Source organism: Mycolicibacter heraklionensis, assembly GCF_001021505.1.
Lineage (GTDB): Bacteria > Actinomycetota > Actinomycetes > Mycobacteriales > Mycobacteriaceae > Mycobacterium > Mycobacterium heraklionense.
The window spans coordinates 116,339-131,221 of sequence record NZ_LDPO01000013.1 but is presented as its reverse complement, the minus strand read 5'-3'; the positions used below and the strand labels follow the sequence as shown (position 1 = coordinate 131,221).

Genomic DNA, 14,883 nt, shown 5'->3' with positions numbered 1-14,883 from the left:
CGATCCCGCCGACGGTTATGCGGAGTGGGCATCGTCATCGCTCAGGGCCGGCACCAGGTGCAAGTTCACCGGCCAGCGGCGGGCGGGGGGACCGAACGCCTTGCGGGCGTCGCTGATGATCTTCTTGCCGATCAAGCGGTTCCCAATGGCCCCGATCACCGCCCCCAGGCCAACCGGCAACAGCTTGCCGAACGCCAGCGCCCCGCGGCGCAGGGTGAAGCGCTTGACGAAGTACCGCAGCAGTCGGGAGTTCAACTCCTTGACCGCCGGAAGCGGTAGCGCCGCGACACCCGCAGAACCTTCGGCGAGCCACGCGCCGCTGGTGCGGCCCGGGCCGAGCAGGTCGGCGAGCGCGCCCTTGCCCTGGTCGCCCACCAACACCGCCAGCACCAGCGCGCGCCGCCGGTCGCGGTTATCCACCGGAATGCCGTGTACCTCCGCGACGGACAGCACGAAGAACGCGGTGGCCTCCAGGAAGACCGCGGTCTCCCCGGCAACCGCCGACAGCGCCATCAGGGTGCCGATCGCCGGCACGGCCGCGGTGGCGCCCACCGCGGCGCCGCTGGCCGTCGCCGCGGCCAGGAAACGCTTCTCCAGCTTGGCGATGACCTGCGCCGGGTCGGCATCGGGATCACTGCGGCGCAGTCGCTCCACGTAGGCGCGCACCGCCGGACCCTGGACCCGCTCGCTGCGCTCGATGACCCGCGCCAACACCCGGGCCGCCATGGTCGGCTTCTCCTCGTCGAAGGTCGGCGCCGGAGCCTGCGCCGGCCTTCGCCGTCGAAAGATGCCCATGGTTGCCTCCCGTTTCGATTCGGTGGTCTTCAGGCTAACGCCCTGGTGACTGTTTACCCGTTTCAACGGAACAGTCGTCGCCCATCAGCGAATTCCCGCACCGGCGATCCGAGTTGTTCCCGACACCATCTGTCCGTAGCGTCGGATGAGGTGGCTTGGAGCCCTGAACAGCACGGCGCAGCGATCGGAGGGGCGGCGCTTGAGCAGCACGGACGTGGACCCGGAACGCGCGGATTTCGCACGTTCCGGTCCGGCGCGCTCAGCCGATCCGGTCAACCCGTGGAACGCGCTGTGGGCGATGATGCTCGGCTTCTTCGTGATCCTGGTGGATTCCACCATCGTGGCCGTCGCCAATCCGAGCATCATGTCGGCGCTCGACATCGGCTACGACACGGTGATCTGGGTTACCAGCTCCTACCTGCTGGGCTACGCGGTGCCGCTGCTGGTCGCCGGACGGCTCGGTGACCAGTTCGGACCCAAGAACCTCTACCTGATCGGGCTGGCGGTGTTCACCGCAGCGTCGCTGTGGTGCGGTCTGGCCGGGGGTATCGCGATGCTGATCGCCGCCCGGGCGGTCCAGGGCGTGGGCGCCGCCCTGCTGACCCCGCAGACCCTGTCGGTGATCACCCGCACGTTCCCGCCGGATCGTCGCGGTGCGGCGATGAGCGTGTGGGGCGCGACCGCCGGGGTTGCGACGCTGATCGGGCCGCTGGCCGGCGGCGTGCTGGTGGACCGGCTGGGCTGGGAGTGGATCTTCTTCGTCAACGTCCCGATCGGGGTCATCGGCCTGGTCCTGGCCATCGTGCTGATTCCCGAACTGCCGGTGCACCGTCATCGTTTCGACATCCTCGGCGTGGCGCTGTCGGGGGTCGGGATGTTCCTGCTGGTCTTCGCGCTGCAGGAAGGTGAGTCGCAGGGGTGGGCGCCGTGGATCTGGGTGCAGATCTTCGGCGGCATCTGCTGCCTGGCGGTCTTCGTCTACTGGCAGGCCGTCACAGGCGGTGAGCCGCTGGTACCACTGCACATCTTCCGCGACCTCGACTTCGGGCTGGCCAACGCCGGAGTGGCCGTCATCGGCTTCGCGGCCACCGGGATGGTGCTGCCGGTGATGTTCTACGCGCAGGCGGTGTGCGGGATGTCACCCACCCGCTCCGCTCTGCTGACCGCGCCGATGGCGATCGCCACCGGAGTGCTGGCTCCGGTGGTCGGAAAGATCGTCGACCGGGCGCATCCCCGGGCAGTGGTCGGATTCGGTTTTTCGGTACTGGCGATCGCGCTCACCTGGTTGTCGATCGAGATGACGCCGCTCACCCCGGTCTGGCGGCTGGTGCTGCCGTTCGCGGCGATCGGGGTCGGGATGGCGTTCATCTGGTCGCCGCTGGCGGCCACCGCCACCCGCAACCTGCCGCCACAGCTGGCCGGCGCCGGTTCCGGGGTCTACAACGCGACCCGCCAGGTCGGGGCGGTGCTGGGCAGCGCCGGCATGGCGGCCTTCATGACGTCGAGGATCGCCGCCGACCTGCCGGCGATGCCGGGCGGCCTGCACCCCGAGCACGCCTCCGCGGTCCTGCAGCTGCCCGAGTTCCTGCACGAGCCGTTCGCGGCGGCCATGTCGGAGGCGACGTTGTTGCCGGCATTCGTCGCGCTGTTCGGTGTGGTCGCCGCGCTGTTCATGGTCGGCTACGTCGTCGACCCCGCCCGCCGCACCACCAGGCGGAGCGACTACGGCGCCGATGCCGACGATTTCGATGACTTCGACGATTTGGGCGATGACGACGACTTCGATGACCTCGACGACCGCCCCGGTAACGTCGGCGTCCCCGAACGCGTCAGCCTGCCCCGACACTTCCACGCCCGCAGCGTCGAACACGACGTCGACGAACGGACCGAGCCGATCCCGGCCGCCCCGCCCAGGGTCCCGCAAGCCCGTCGTCCGCAGGACCCCGCCACCGAGCCGCTGACCGTCGAGATCGCGCCGGTGCGGACGCTGATTGCCGAGCCCGAACCGATATCGCTGCACCACAACGGCTTTGATGTCGATGCGGGACGCCATCTGCGGCCGCTCACGAACGGGACGCCGGTGCCCGATGTGCTGGCCAAATTCGGGATCATCGGCACCAGTCCGAGCCGCCGAAATCGGCACTATCGGGAGGATCCCGACGACACCGATGCCTTCGGGCGGCATTCGCAGCGCGACAGGTGGTTCTAGGTCGGGACGGGCTAGCGGGTGGTGTTGCCGACGATCTCTACCCCGGTGCCGTTCCAGTGGAATTTCACGATCCCGGCCAACCCTGGTATCCCGCTGGCGTTTCGCAGGGCCACCGTGTCGCCGGTGGACTGCGCCACGTCGATGCCGCTGAATCCGTAGGTGTCCGGTACGGATTGGGGCAGGAATTCGCCGCGGTGAAACAACACCGCACGCGTACTCGGGTGTTCGGCGTTGGTGTTGGCCTTGACGATCACCGCCGAGATGTCGGCACAGGTGCTGTAGTTGCCGGCCAGTGGCTCCGGGCTCCACGGTTGCTTGCTGCGCGGGTCGCGGGGCAGCTCTGAGACGGCCTTGGTGATCGCCGGCGCGGCCAGGTTGACCGCGCACGGGTCGGCGGGGGCCGGGCTGCTCGACGTCGCGGACGCGGTGGTGGTGGGCGCCTGCGGCGGTGCGGCGGCCGGGCTGGTGTTCTCCGGGGTCTTGGCGACGGTGGAGTCTCCCGAACCGCAGCCGGCCAGCAGAGCTGCGGCCAGCGCGACGATCGCTACTGACGGTTTGACGGCACCCGGCACACCGGGCACCGTACCGCCGCCCGGCCGACTGTCCGGGGAGGCGCGGCCGACCCCGGATCAACTGTGGCGTTAGGTGGGCGTCTTTGCCCTTAGACTGTTAAGCGCTATGACCTCGACTGATGTGCCCGCTGAGCCGTTCCCGGACCCACCCGCCCCGTCCATCGCGGACAACACCCCGACTTTCGCCGACCTGCAGATCCACCCTTCGGTGCTCAAGGCCGTCGCCGACGTCGGCTATGAGACGCCGTCGGCGATTCAGGCCGCCACCATCCCGGCCCTGCTGGAGGGTTCCGACGTGGTCGGGCTGGCCCAGACCGGCACCGGCAAGACCGCCGCGTTCGCCATTCCGATCCTGTCGCGCATCGACACCACCAGCAAAGCCACCCAGGCGCTGGTGCTCGCGCCCACCCGCGAGTTGGCGCTGCAGGTCGCCGAGGCGTTCGGGCGCTACGGCGCGCATCTGCCCCGGATCAACGTGCTGCCGATCTACGGCGGCGCGTCCTACACGGTGCAGCTGTCCGGGCTCAAGCGCGGCGCGCAAGTGGTGGTCGGTACGCCGGGCCGGGTCATCGACCACCTGGAACGCGGCAGCCTGGACTTGTCGCACCTGGACTACCTGGTGCTCGACGAGGCCGACGAGATGCTGCAGATGGGTTTCGCCGAGGACGTCGAGCGCATCCTGGCCGACACCCCCGAGTACAAGCAGGTGGCCCTGTTCTCGGCGACCATGCCCTCGGCCATTCGTCGTATCACCAGCCGCTACCTGCACGACCCCGTCGAAGTCACCGTCAAGGCGAAAACCACCACGGCGGAGAACATCTCCCAGCGCTACATCGAAGTCGCCGGGCCGCGCAAGATGGACGCCCTGACCCGGGTGCTGGAAGTCGAGCCCTTCGAAGCGATGATCGTCTTCGTGCGCACCAAGCAGGCCACCGAGGAGGTCGCCGAAAAGCTGCGCGCCCGAGGGTTTTCCGCGGCGGCGATCAACGGTGACATCGCGCAGGCGCAGCGGGAACGGACCATCACCGCACTGAAGAACGGCAACATCGACATCCTGGTCGCCACCGATGTCGCCGCCCGTGGACTGGACGTGGAGCGCATCTCCCACGTCGTCAACTACGACATTCCCAACGACCCCGAGGCCTATGTGCACCGGATCGGTCGCACCGGGCGGGCCGGGCGTTCGGGAACCGCGCTGCTGTTCGTCAACCCGCGGGAACGCCACCTGCTCAGGCTGATCGAGAAGGTGACGCGGCAGAAGCTGGTCGAGGCCGAGCTGCCCAGCGTCGACGACGTCAACGCTCAGCGGGTCGCCAAGTTCGCCGACGCGATCACCAACCATCTCAGTGCGTCGGGCATCGAGCTGTTCCGCCGCCTGGTCGAGGACTACAGCCGCGAGCACAACGTGCCGATGGCCGACATCGCCGCCGCGCTGGCGTTGCAGTCCCGAGACGGTGAGGCGTTCCTGATGGTGGAGCCGCCGCCGGACAAGCGACGTGAACGCGTCAAGGATCGCGACGGCGGCCGGGACGATCGCAAAGGCGACCGCAAGGGCCCCCCGAAGGAAGGGTTTGCCACCTACCGGATCGCGGTCGGCAAGCGCCACAAGGTCAACCCGGGTGCGATCGTCGGGGCGCTGGCCAACGAGGGCGGCTTGAATCGCAGCGACTTCGGCAACATCAGCATCAAGGTGGACCACTCGCTGGTCGAGCTGCCCGCCAAACTGTCCGGCAAGACGCTCAAGGCGTTGGAGCAGACCCGGATTCAGGGCCAGCTGATCAACCTGCGTCGTGAGCGGCCGTCTGGTAAACCCGAACGTCGCGGCGAGGGTGGGTACCGGAAACGGACCGAATGACCCTCTCGCCGGACGAGGACGAGGACGAACAGGGCGGGCTCGAGCAGGTCGCCCATGTGGACCGGGTCGCGTCGCTGACCGGTGTGCGTGCGGTGGCCGCGCTCCTGGTGGTGGGAACGCACGCGGCCTACACCACCGGTAAGTACACCCACGGCTACGCGGGCTTGCTGGGCTCCCGGATGGAGATCGGGGTGCCGATCTTCTTCGTGCTCTCCGGTTTTCTGCTGTTCCAGCCGTGGGTGCGGGCCAACGCGTTGGGGCGGCCGGATCCCTCGGTGCGGCGCTACGCCTGGCACCGGGTGCGCCGCATCATGCCCGCTTATGTCGTGACCGTGCTGCTGGCCTATGTGATCTACCACTACCGCACCGCCGGCCCGAACCCCGGCCACAACTGGATCGGGTTGCTGCGCAACCTGACGCTGACCCAGATCTACACCGACAACTACATGTTCGGCTATCTGCACCAGGGACTCACCCAGATGTGGAGCCTCGCAGTCGAAGTCGCCTTCTACCTGGTGCTTCCACTGCTGGCCTATGTGACGTTGGTCTGGTTGTGCCGACGGCAGTGGCGGCCGGCGCTGCTGCTGGTCGGGCTGACCGCGGCGGCGGCGATCACGCCGGCCTGGTTGACGCTGGTGCACACGACTGACTTCCTGCCTGACGGCGCCCGGCTGTGGCTGCCGGGGTATCTGGCCTGGTTCGTCGCCGGGATGATGCTGACGGTGCTGCAGGCGATGGGCGTGCGCTGCTATGGCTTCGTGGCTATTCCGTTGGCGCTCATCTGTTATCTCATCGCGTCCACGCCGATCGCCGGGGAGCCCACCACGTCACCGGCCAAGCTGTCCGAGGCCCTGGTCAAAGCCGGCTTCTACGCTGTGATCGCCGCGCTGATGGTGGCGCCGCTGGCGTTGGGCAACCGCGGCTGGTACGCGCGGTTTCTGGCGAGCCGGCCGATGGTGTGGCTGGGGGAGATCTCCTATGAGATCTTCCTGGTTCACCTGGTGCTGATGGAGTTGGTGATGGTGGAGGTGCTGCGCACCCCGGTCTACACCGGGTCGATGCTGGCCCTGTTCGTGGTCACCATGGTGGTCACCGTGCCGGTGTCCTGGCTGCTGCACCGGCTCACCCGGGTGCGGGCCTGAGCGCCGTTCAGCCAGGATTGTTCCCGGCCGGGCCACAGGGAGAATTGCCCGCCTGTGACCGACAACCCGCCCTGGGCGGCGGTCGCGTCCGGCAGCGCTCTTCGTCGAGTGTGCGGTTTGGGTCGAGTGTGCGGTTTGGGAGGCCAGCGCTGCGTTTTCCCCTACCAAACCGCACACTCGGCGCAATGTCCTCGCCGTCACACCGGGGCGCAGCCCCCTGAGCGGGGTTCGTCCCACAGTCGCTCGGAGGCGGGCAACTCTCCTATTGCCTAAGCCCTAATTCCCTAAGCCGAGCTGAGGCGGCCCGGCGCGAGCACTACCGGAACCACGAACTGCGTCAGCATCGCCCGCTCGTCGTCGGCGTCGCGGCCGGGGAAGCTCAGCAGTGACGTCATCACCCGCACCACCCAGCGGGCGCGCTGCTGGTTATCGGTGTCGCCGTCGCCCAGCGTGTTCAGGAACGACGCGACCATCACGGTGATGACGTCGGACTGCGCGGCCATCGCGGTCCCGATCGGCGGTCCGCTCTCGGCGAACCACGATGCCAGCGCCGGGTTGCCGCGCACCAGGGACAGCGATTCGGTGATCCCGGTGACCAGCCGCTCCGCCGGGTCGTCGATGCCGGACAGCCGCCGGGTCAACTCGTGATAGAGCGTGTTGGCCCAGCGGTGCACGTAGGCGGTGTGCAGCGCGTCGCGGCTCTCGAAATACCGATACAGCGTGGCGCGGGAACATCCTGCGGCGCGGGCGATCTCATTCATGCCCACCGAAGCGGCATCGTGCTCGGCGAACAGCTTTTCGGCCGCGTCGAGGATCTTCTCGGCGGCAAGCTCTCCGCGCTGGTCGGACAGCCAGGCCCGCCCGGCCATCACGATCCGGCGGTGAACGGAACCGACAGCGGTCGTCGCACGTAACTGCCACCGGCCCATCGGATTCCGGATTCGTCGATGGTGTAGTTCGGGCAGCGTGCCAGCAGTTCCTGCAGCGCCACTCGCGCCTGCATCCGCGCCGCCTGATTGCCGATGCAGTGATGCGCGCCGTAACTGAAGGTGAGGATCTGGTGCGGCTTGCGTTGCACATTGAGGTCCGCGGCGTCCGGCCCGAACTGGCGTTCGTCGCGGTTGCCCGAGCCGTAGAGCAGCAACACCTTGCGTCCCATCGGGATGGTGGTGTCGCCGATGGTCACGTCCCGGGTGGTGGTCCGGGCCAGCCCCTGTACGGGGGAGGTCAAGCGCAGCAACTCCTCGACGGCGTCGCGGATCAGCTCCGGGTTGTCCACCAGCAGTTGACGCTGGTCCGGGTGTCGCTGCAGCAATTGCACTGAGCCGCCGAGCATTCCGGTCGTTGTGTCGTTACCGCCGGTCACCATGGTGAAGGTGAACGCCAACACCGCCAGCAGCCCGGCGACGTCACCGTCGGCGCCCATCCCGGCTGCCACCAGATGCGAGACGGTGTCATCCTGTGGGTCGGTGCGGCGGCGTTCGATGAGGCCGCTGAAGTAGGCCATCATCTCGCCGATCGCGTCACCGGCCGAGGCGACGCCGTCTTCGCTGACGGTGGCCGCGACGACCGCCTCGGTCCACCGGTCGAACTGGCTGCGGTCCTCCTCCGGAACACCCAGGTAGTGCGCGACCACCATCGACGGCAGCGGCTTGAACAGCTCGCCGACGATATCGCCGCCGCCGTTGGCCTGCAGTCGCTCGAGGCGCTCGACGACGAACTCGCGAACCTTGGGCTCCAGCAACTCCACCTGCCGCGGCATGAACCCGCGGGCCACCAGCTTGCGAAACTCGGTGTGCACCGGCGGATCCTGCATCACCATCGGCGGGTTGTCGGCCAGGCCGATCAGCTCCAGCTCGCCGTAGTTGACGGTCAGTCCCTGTGCCGAGGAGAAGGTCTCGTGGTCGGCGGCGGCCGCCCAGATGTCGGCGTGCCGGGACAGCACGTAGTAGTCCTGGTTGGGCGCGTTCTCCGGGACCACGTGGTGGACCGGGTCGTGGTCGCGCAGCGCGGCGTACATCGGCCAGGGGTTGGGCCAGGTGTCGGCGTTGCAGAGCTCAAACTTCGGATGAGACAGCGTGGTCGTCATGTCTCATTGGTACGACAACCGCCCGTTCGGTGTCAATAGCTTGTGGGATTCCGGTCGACTGGCCTGCATCGCTGACACAGTACTTGTGTGAAACTGTAATGCAGTCTAATTTGACCGCCATGTCAACGCGCGACAGTCAGAAGGTCTCACTGGTACGCCACCTGGGCCGCAACTGGAAGCTGCTGACGGCGGTGCTCGTCGTGTTCGTCGCGGGACTTACGGTGTATCGCCTACACGGCATTTTCGCGTCCCGCGACGTCGTGTCTACCCCTAGTGGTTTCGCCAACGACGTTGCGCCGTTCAACCCCAAACGAGTGTTCATCGAGGTCTATGGCCCGCCGGGGACGGTTGCGACGATCACCTATTTGGATGTGGATGCGCAGCCGCAACGCGCCGACGCTGTCGTGCTGCCCTGGTCCTACGACGCGACGACGACGAAACCGGCTGTTGCCGCCAATGTTGCGGCCCAAGGCGACAGCGATTCGATCAGCTGCCGGATCACGATCGACGGCGACGTGAAAGACGAGAGAACGGTCAATACCTTGCACGCCTTCACCTACTGTATGGACAAGTCCGGATGAGCCCGCAGATCTCGTGGCGTCGGCTCCCGGACCTGCTGAGGCGCTACTCCGCGGCGATCGTATTCTTCTGGCTCGCCGTCGCCATGGTGACGAATGTTTTTGTACCGCAACTGGAGAAGGTGGCCGAAGCAAACAACGCGTCACTGAGCCCGCAGGACGCACCGTCGCTGAAGGCCGCCAAACACATCGGTGCGGTTTTCCAGGAGTTCAGTTCGGACAGTTCGGCGATGATCGTGCTGGAGGGCGATCAGCCCTTGGATGCCGCGGCACACCACTACTACGACGGGTTGATCGCCAAGCTCAACCGGGACACCCGGCACGTCGAGCACGTTCAGGATTTCTGGGGCGATCCCCTGACCGCGGCCGGCTCGCAGAGCAACGACGGCAAGGCCGCGTTGGTGCAGGTCTATCTCGCAGGAAACCAAGGCGAATCGCTGGCCAACGAATCGGTCGACGCGGTGCGCAGCATCGTCAATGACACGCCACCGCCACCGGGTGTACGGGCCTATGTCACCGGGGCCGCACCGTTGGTCACCGACCAATTCGAAGTCGGCAGCAAGGGCACGTGGAAAACGACCCTGATCACGATCGGCGTCATCCTGATGATGCTGTTGTGGTTGTACCGACGCGTCACCACAGCGATCCTGGTGGTCTTCATGGTGATGATCGAGCTGACCGCGTCGCGCGGCGTCGTCGCCGTGTTGGCCAACGCCGGCATCATCAAACTGTCGACGTATTCGACGAATCTTCTGACACTGCTGGTGATCGCCGCCGGCACCGACTACGCAATCTTCCTACTCGGCCGTTTCCACGAAGCCCGCTACGGCGGCCAGGACCGGGTCACGGCGTTCAACACGATGTATCACGGCACCGCACACATCATCCTGGGCTCGGGCCTGACGATTGCCGGTGCGGTGTTCTGCCTGACGTTCGCTCGGCTCCCGTATTTTCAGACGCTCGGTGTCCCCGCGGGTATCGGAGTTCTCGTCGCTGTCGTCGCGGCCTTGACGTTGGCGCCCGCCATGCTCGCCGTCGGCCGGCACTTCGGCCTGTTCGAGCCTGCGCGGCAGCTGAGTACCCAGGGCTGGCGGCGAATCGGCACGGCCCTGGTGCGCTGGCCCGGACCCATCCTGGTGGCCACGATCGCGGTCGCGCTGATCGGCCTGCTCGCCTTGCCCGGATACAAAACCAGCTATGACACCCGGCCCTATATGCCGGCCGACGCCCCGGCCAACGTCGGCTATGCCGCTGCCGAACGGCACTTTTCACAGGCCAGGCTCAACCCCGAGCTGCTGATGATCGAAGCCGACCACGACATGCGCAACCCGACGAACATGATCCTGCTCGAGCGCGTCGCAAAGGCGATCTTCCATACCGACGGCGTCGCGCAGGTCCAATCGATCACCCGTCCGCTGGGTACGCCCCTGGATCACACGTCGATCCCGTTTCAGATCAGCGCCGGCAGCGCGACGCAGATCCTCAACCTGCCCTTCCAGGAGTCGCAAGCGGCCAACATGCTCAAACAGGTTGACGTGATCAACAATTCGATCGACATCCTGCGCCAGCAATATCTCCTGCAGCAGCAATCCGGCGCCATCACCGATGAGCAGGCGAAGGCATTCCAGGAGACGGTGGCGACCGCGACGGATCTGCGGAATAAAATTGCGAATTTCGACGACTTCATCCGCCCGCTGCGCAGCTACTTCTACTGGGAACCGCACTGTTTCGACATCCCGGCGTGCGCGGCCATCCGGTCGGTGCTCGACGCGCTCGACGGAATCGACGTGCTCACCTCTCAGCTCGACGACGTCGCCGGGAGCATCGCCAAACTCGATGCACTGCAACCCAAGCTGCTTGCGCTGATCCCGCCCCAGATAGCCAGTCAGGAACAGAACCGCGACCTGAGCATGACGAACCACGCGACCAGTTCCGGGTTGAACGACCAGGCCGCGGAAGGACTGGACAACGCGACGGCCATGGGCAAAGCGTTCGACGAGGCGAAGACCGATGACTCGTTCTATCTACCGCCGGAGGTCTTCACCAACCCGGAATTCCTACGGGGGGTGAAGATGTTCATGTCACCCGACGGCAAGGCGGCCCGGATGATCATCACCCATGAGGGCGATCCGGCAACACCGGAAGGCATTTCACATATCGACGCGATCCGCCATGCCGCGCGGGATGCGGTCAAGGGAACTCCGCTCGCGGGATCCAAGATCTACCTCGCCGGTACCGCAGCCACCTATAAGGACATCGCCGAGGGCGCCAAGTATGACCTGATGATTGCCGGAGTCGCCGCGCTGAGCCTGATCCTGCTGGTGATGATGTTCATCACCGGCAGCGTCATCGCCGCACTGGTCATCGTCGGCACCGTCGCCCTGTCTTTGGGTGCGTCGTTCGGGCTCTCGGTACTGATCTGGCAGTACATCTTCGGCATCCACTTGTACTGGATCGTGTTGGCACTGGCAGTCATTCTGCTGCTGGCCGTGGGATCCGACTACAACCTATTGCTGATATCCCGGTTCAAGGAGGAATACCACGCCGGCATCAACACCGGCATCATCCGGGCGATGGCCGGCTCCGGCTCGGTAGTCACCTCGGCGGGTTTGGTCTTCGCCGCGACGATGGCATCGTTTATGTTCGCCGAGCTGCGGGTGCTGGGCCAGATCGGCACCACGATCGCCCTCGGGCTGTTGTTCGACACGCTGATCGTGCGCTCGTTCATGACCCCGTCGATCGCAGCACTGCTGGGCCGCTGGTTCTGGTGGCCGCTGAAGGTACGCCCCCGGCCCGCCAGCCAGATGCTGCAGCCGTATGGCTCCCGTGCTGCGGTACGGCAGCTATTGCTGTGGGAGGACGACGATCCGGGCACGTCCACGGTCAGCCCATCCAGGGGCGGCAGCGGTGGAGGGGGACAATGAATTTCGGATTCTGGGGTGTTCTCACGGTGCTGGCGGCAGTTTTGGCAGTGGTTTTCGCCGGGTGTGCGCTCGTGTACGTCAGGCGGTTGGAGGATCGGACTCCGGCGGCACTCGGCGAAGAAATAGGTGCTCACAAAGCGGTGCTGGCCAAAGTGCGCAAGCGTCAGCCCCTGACGCAAGACGAGTTCACCTACGCGCACGAACTGGTCGCCGACGCCCGGTCCCCGCTGGCATATGCGATACCCGCGGTCATCTTCTTCGCCGGACTGTTCTACATCGTCGGCTGCCTTCACGAACTCGACGTCCACGGCGGCAACCCCTCATTCCGGACGTTCATCGGAGGCTTTCCGATGCTGGGTTCGTTGAACATGCTGGCACAGTTCAGCAGGGTCGCACGCTTGAAATCGCGCCTAGAGGACGCGGTCGTGCTGTGAGTCGCCAAGCTGACACCGCCACCAAGCCCGTGGAAACCGTTGCGCCAGAGCTGATCGAGGCCGCGGTGCGCGCCGCCGAGACACTCAAACGCGACATTGCTGAAGTTCCGGTCAGCGCAATCGCCGCCGAAGCCCAGATGTCCCGCAGCACGCTACTTCGCAGGTTGGGCGGATCCCGCAGGGTTCTCGATGCCGCGGTCCGTGCCGCCGGCATCGACCCCGGCGGCCGGCCCCCGGTACGGGTGCGAGCACTTACCGCGGCCGCCGAGTTGATCAGCGAGAACGGCTTGGCGGCAACCACTCTGGACAGCATTGCCGAGCGCGCCGACTGCTCGGTGTTCAGTTTGCACGCCGTTTTCGGCGGACGCGACGAACTGCTACGCGCAGTGTTCGACCAGTACAGTCCCATCCGCGACATCGAAGATTATCTTGCCGCCGTACCGGATGACCTCCGTACCACAGTGCACGGCATTTACCGCACCATAGCGGTCGCGCTGAGCCGTGAACCCCGTGTCGCTCCCGCGATGCTGGCGGAGGTGTACTCGCGGCCGGAAAGTGCCACGGTGCAGTCACTGACCCGCTACACGGCTCCACGCATGTTGGGCACGCTCGGAGCCTGGTTCGAGGCAGAGGTCCGCGCAGGACGCATCAAGGATCAGCCGCTGCTGGTGCTGATCCAGCAACTTCTCGGACCCATGCTCATCCACATGCTGATGCGTCCGGCGTTCCCCGACGCGCTCGACTTCATGCTGCCCGATGTCGACAGCATCTGCGAACACTTGACCGCCAATTTCCTTGCCGCCGTGGAAATTCGACCATAATGATCGACCGCCCTCTTCGCGAGCGTGCGTGTCCCCGCTCGACACACCGAGCGAATTTCCGGAAATACGCACGCTCGCGCAGGAAGCGACTAGATCCCCGAACCCGGGTTGAGGATGTTCAGCGGGTCGAGCGCGGCCTTGACCCGTTGGTTCAGTGCCATCACGTCGGGCCCCAGCTGCTCGGCCAGCCAGGGGCGCTTCAACCGCCCCACGCCGTGCTCGCCGGTGATGGTGCCGCCCAGCGCCAGGGCCAGGTCCATGATCTCGCCGTAGGCGAGCTCGGCGCGTTGCACATGGTCGGGATCATTCGGGTCGTGCACGATCAGCGGGTGGGTGTTGCCGTCGCCGGCGTGCGCGATCACCGAGATCAGCAGTCGGCGCTCGGCGGCGATCTTCTCGATACCGGTGATCAGCTCCGCCAGCCGTGGCACCGGCACCCCAACGTCCTCCAGCAGTAGCGGGCCCTTGGCCTCGACCGCCGGGATGCAGAACCGCCGGGCCGCCACGAATCCTTCGGCCTCGACCGGGTCGTCGGTGGAGAACACCTCCTTGGCGTGGTGCTCGGTGAACACCCGGGCCATCAGCTCGACATCCTCGGCGCCCGCGTGGCCGCGCTCGTCGGAGGCCGCCACCAGCATGGCCGCGGCCTCGCGGTCCAGGCCCATGCGCAGTTGATCTTCGACGGCGTTGATCGCCGCCGCGTCCATGAACTCCAGCATCGACGGGCGCAGCCGCCCGGACACATCGAGCACCGCCTCCGCCGCGGCGGCCACCGAGTCGAAAGTAGCCACCACCACAGCCGATTTCGGCTGAGCCGGCAACAGCCGCAGGGTCACCTCGGTGACCACCCCGAGGGTGCCCTCGCTGCCGACGAACAACTTGGTCAGCGAGAGCCCGGCGACGTCCTTGAGTCGGGGCCCGCCCAGGCGCACCGCGGTGCCGTCGGCCAGCACCACCTGCATGCCCAGCACATAGTCGGTGGTCACGCCGTACTTGACGCAGCACAGGCCGCCGGCGTTGGTGGCGATGTTGCCGCCGATGCTGCAAATCTCGAACGACGACGGGTCCGGCGGGTACCACAGTCCGTAGGCGGCGACGGCCTTCTTCACCTCCGCGTTGAACAGGCCCGGCTGGCACACCGCGGTGCGGGTGACGGGGTCGACGCTGATCTCGCGCATCTTCTCGGTGCACAGCACGATGCCGCCGTCGATCGCGGTGGCGCCGCCGGACAGGCCGGTACCCGCGCCGCGGGTCACCACCGGCACCCGATGCGCGGTGGCCCACCGCATGACCGTCTGCACCTCTTCGGTGCGCAGCGGCCGCACCACCGCCAGGGGCTGGCCCGCCAACGGGTCCAGCGCATTGTCCTGCCGGTAGCCCGCGGTGATCGTCGGGTCGGTGACCACCATGCCCTCGGGGAGATCGGCGATCAGTTGGGCCAGCGCGTCGGCGTTCACGCAGGTG

The 14,883-nt window shown here is 66.6% G+C and carries 12 protein-coding genes; 7 read left to right on the top strand and 5 right to left on the bottom strand.

Annotation, left to right across the window (positions count from 1 at the left end):
• Positions 1 to 15: 15 nt before the first annotated feature.
• On the bottom strand, positions 16 to 795 hold the full coding sequence (locus ABW16_RS15800) for a hypothetical protein (RefSeq protein ID WP_047320128.1): 780 nt from the start codon (positions 793 to 795) through the stop codon (positions 16 to 18).
• Positions 796 to 1,093: 298 nt separating this feature from the next.
• On the opposite strand from ABW16_RS15800, the gene ABW16_RS15795 reads away from it, so the two are divergent.
• A complete protein-coding gene (locus ABW16_RS15795; protein WP_047320160.1) occupies positions 1,094 to 3,004 on the top strand; it encodes an MFS transporter in 1,911 nt (636 codons plus the stop codon).
• A gap of 11 nt (positions 3,005 to 3,015) precedes the next feature.
• Here ABW16_RS15795 and ABW16_RS15790 read toward each other — a convergent pair whose 3' ends face one another.
• Positions 3,016 to 3,585 carry an LppP/LprE family lipoprotein gene (locus ABW16_RS15790; protein ID WP_047320127.1) on the bottom strand — a complete coding sequence of 190 codons (570 nt, stop codon included), beginning with the start codon at positions 3,583 to 3,585 and terminating at the stop codon, positions 3,016 to 3,018.
• Positions 3,586 to 3,682: 97 nt separating this feature from the next.
• On the opposite strand from ABW16_RS15790, the gene ABW16_RS15785 reads away from it, so the two are divergent.
• The gene (locus tag ABW16_RS15785) at positions 3,683 to 5,431 is read left to right on the top strand and encodes a DEAD/DEAH box helicase (protein WP_047320126.1); all 1,749 of its coding nucleotides are present in this window, start codon (positions 3,683 to 3,685) and stop codon (positions 5,429 to 5,431) included.
• Positions 5,428 to 6,573, top strand: coding sequence for an acyltransferase family protein (locus ABW16_RS15780; RefSeq protein WP_047320125.1), 1,146 nt, complete (start codon positions 5,428 to 5,430; stop codon positions 6,571 to 6,573). Before ABW16_RS15785 ends, ABW16_RS15780 begins: the two co-directional genes overlap by 4 nt.
• 284 nt (positions 6,574 to 6,857) lie before the next feature.
• On the opposite strand, the gene ABW16_RS15775 is transcribed toward ABW16_RS15780, so the two are convergent.
• Together ABW16_RS15775 and ABW16_RS15770 are read right to left on the bottom strand one after the other, a co-directional pair.
• On the bottom strand, positions 6,858 to 7,442 hold the full coding sequence (locus ABW16_RS15775; protein ID WP_047320124.1) for a TetR/AcrR family transcriptional regulator: 585 nt from the start codon (positions 7,440 to 7,442) through the stop codon (positions 6,858 to 6,860).
• Complete coding sequence (locus tag ABW16_RS15770; RefSeq protein WP_047320123.1) at positions 7,442 to 8,662, bottom strand: cytochrome P450; 1,221 nt, start codon at positions 8,660 to 8,662, stop codon at positions 7,442 to 7,444. Before ABW16_RS15770 ends, ABW16_RS15775 begins: the two co-directional genes overlap by 1 nt.
• A 119-nt stretch (positions 8,663 to 8,781) precedes the next feature.
• On the opposite strand from ABW16_RS15770, the gene ABW16_RS15765 reads away from it, so the two are divergent.
• The 4 genes from ABW16_RS15765 to ABW16_RS15750 all read left to right on the top strand — a co-directional run bounded on the left by ABW16_RS15765 (position 8,782) and on the right by ABW16_RS15750 (position 13,419).
• On the top strand, positions 8,782 to 9,243 hold the full coding sequence (locus ABW16_RS15765) for an MmpS family transport accessory protein (protein ID WP_047320122.1): 462 nt from the start codon (positions 8,782 to 8,784) through the stop codon (positions 9,241 to 9,243).
• On the top strand, positions 9,240 to 12,164 hold the full coding sequence (locus ABW16_RS15760) for an MMPL/RND family transporter (RefSeq protein ID WP_047320121.1): 2,925 nt from the start codon (positions 9,240 to 9,242) through the stop codon (positions 12,162 to 12,164). The genes ABW16_RS15765 and ABW16_RS15760 overlap by 4 nt, the downstream gene beginning before the upstream one ends.
• Positions 12,161 to 12,598, top strand: a complete 438-nt coding sequence (locus tag ABW16_RS15755) for a hypothetical protein (protein ID WP_047320120.1) — start codon at positions 12,161 to 12,163, stop codon at positions 12,596 to 12,598. Before ABW16_RS15760 ends, ABW16_RS15755 begins: the two co-directional genes overlap by 4 nt.
• A 65-nt stretch (positions 12,599 to 12,663) precedes the next feature.
• The gene (locus tag ABW16_RS15750) at positions 12,664 to 13,419 is read left to right on the top strand and encodes a TetR/AcrR family transcriptional regulator (RefSeq protein ID WP_230987458.1); all 756 of its coding nucleotides are present in this window, start codon (positions 12,664 to 12,666) and stop codon (positions 13,417 to 13,419) included.
• A gap of 89 nt (positions 13,420 to 13,508) precedes the next feature.
• Here ABW16_RS15750 and ABW16_RS15745 read toward each other — a convergent pair whose 3' ends face one another.
• On the bottom strand, positions 13,509 to 14,876 hold the full coding sequence (locus ABW16_RS15745) for an FAD-binding oxidoreductase (RefSeq protein WP_047320119.1): 1,368 nt from the start codon (positions 14,874 to 14,876) through the stop codon (positions 13,509 to 13,511).
• Between the last annotated feature and the right edge of the window lie 7 nt (positions 14,877 to 14,883).

Bases quoted from the DNA above. Each gene is read 5' to 3' on its own strand.
- ABW16_RS15800 (WP_047320128.1), bottom strand. From the start codon at position 795: ATGGGCATCTTTCGACGGCGAAGGCCGGCGCAGGCTCCGGCGCCGACC.
- ABW16_RS15795 (WP_047320160.1), top strand. From the start codon at position 1,094: ATGATGCTCGGCTTCTTCGTGATCCTGGTGGATTCCACCATCGTGGCC.
- ABW16_RS15785 (WP_047320126.1), top strand. From the start codon at position 3,683: ATGACCTCGACTGATGTGCCCGCTGAGCCGTTCCCGGACCCACCCGCC.
- ABW16_RS15780 (WP_047320125.1), top strand. From the start codon at position 5,428: ATGACCCTCTCGCCGGACGAGGACGAGGACGAACAGGGCGGGCTCGAG.
- ABW16_RS15775 (WP_047320124.1), bottom strand. From the start codon at position 7,442: ATGGCCGGGCGGGCCTGGCTGTCCGACCAGCGCGGAGAGCTTGCCGCC.
- ABW16_RS15770 (WP_047320123.1), bottom strand. From the start codon at position 8,662: ATGACGACCACGCTGTCTCATCCGAAGTTTGAGCTCTGCAACGCCGAC.
- ABW16_RS15765 (WP_047320122.1), top strand. From the start codon at position 8,782: ATGTCAACGCGCGACAGTCAGAAGGTCTCACTGGTACGCCACCTGGGC.
- ABW16_RS15760 (WP_047320121.1), top strand. From the start codon at position 9,240: ATGAGCCCGCAGATCTCGTGGCGTCGGCTCCCGGACCTGCTGAGGCGC.
- ABW16_RS15755 (WP_047320120.1), top strand. From the start codon at position 12,161: ATGAATTTCGGATTCTGGGGTGTTCTCACGGTGCTGGCGGCAGTTTTG.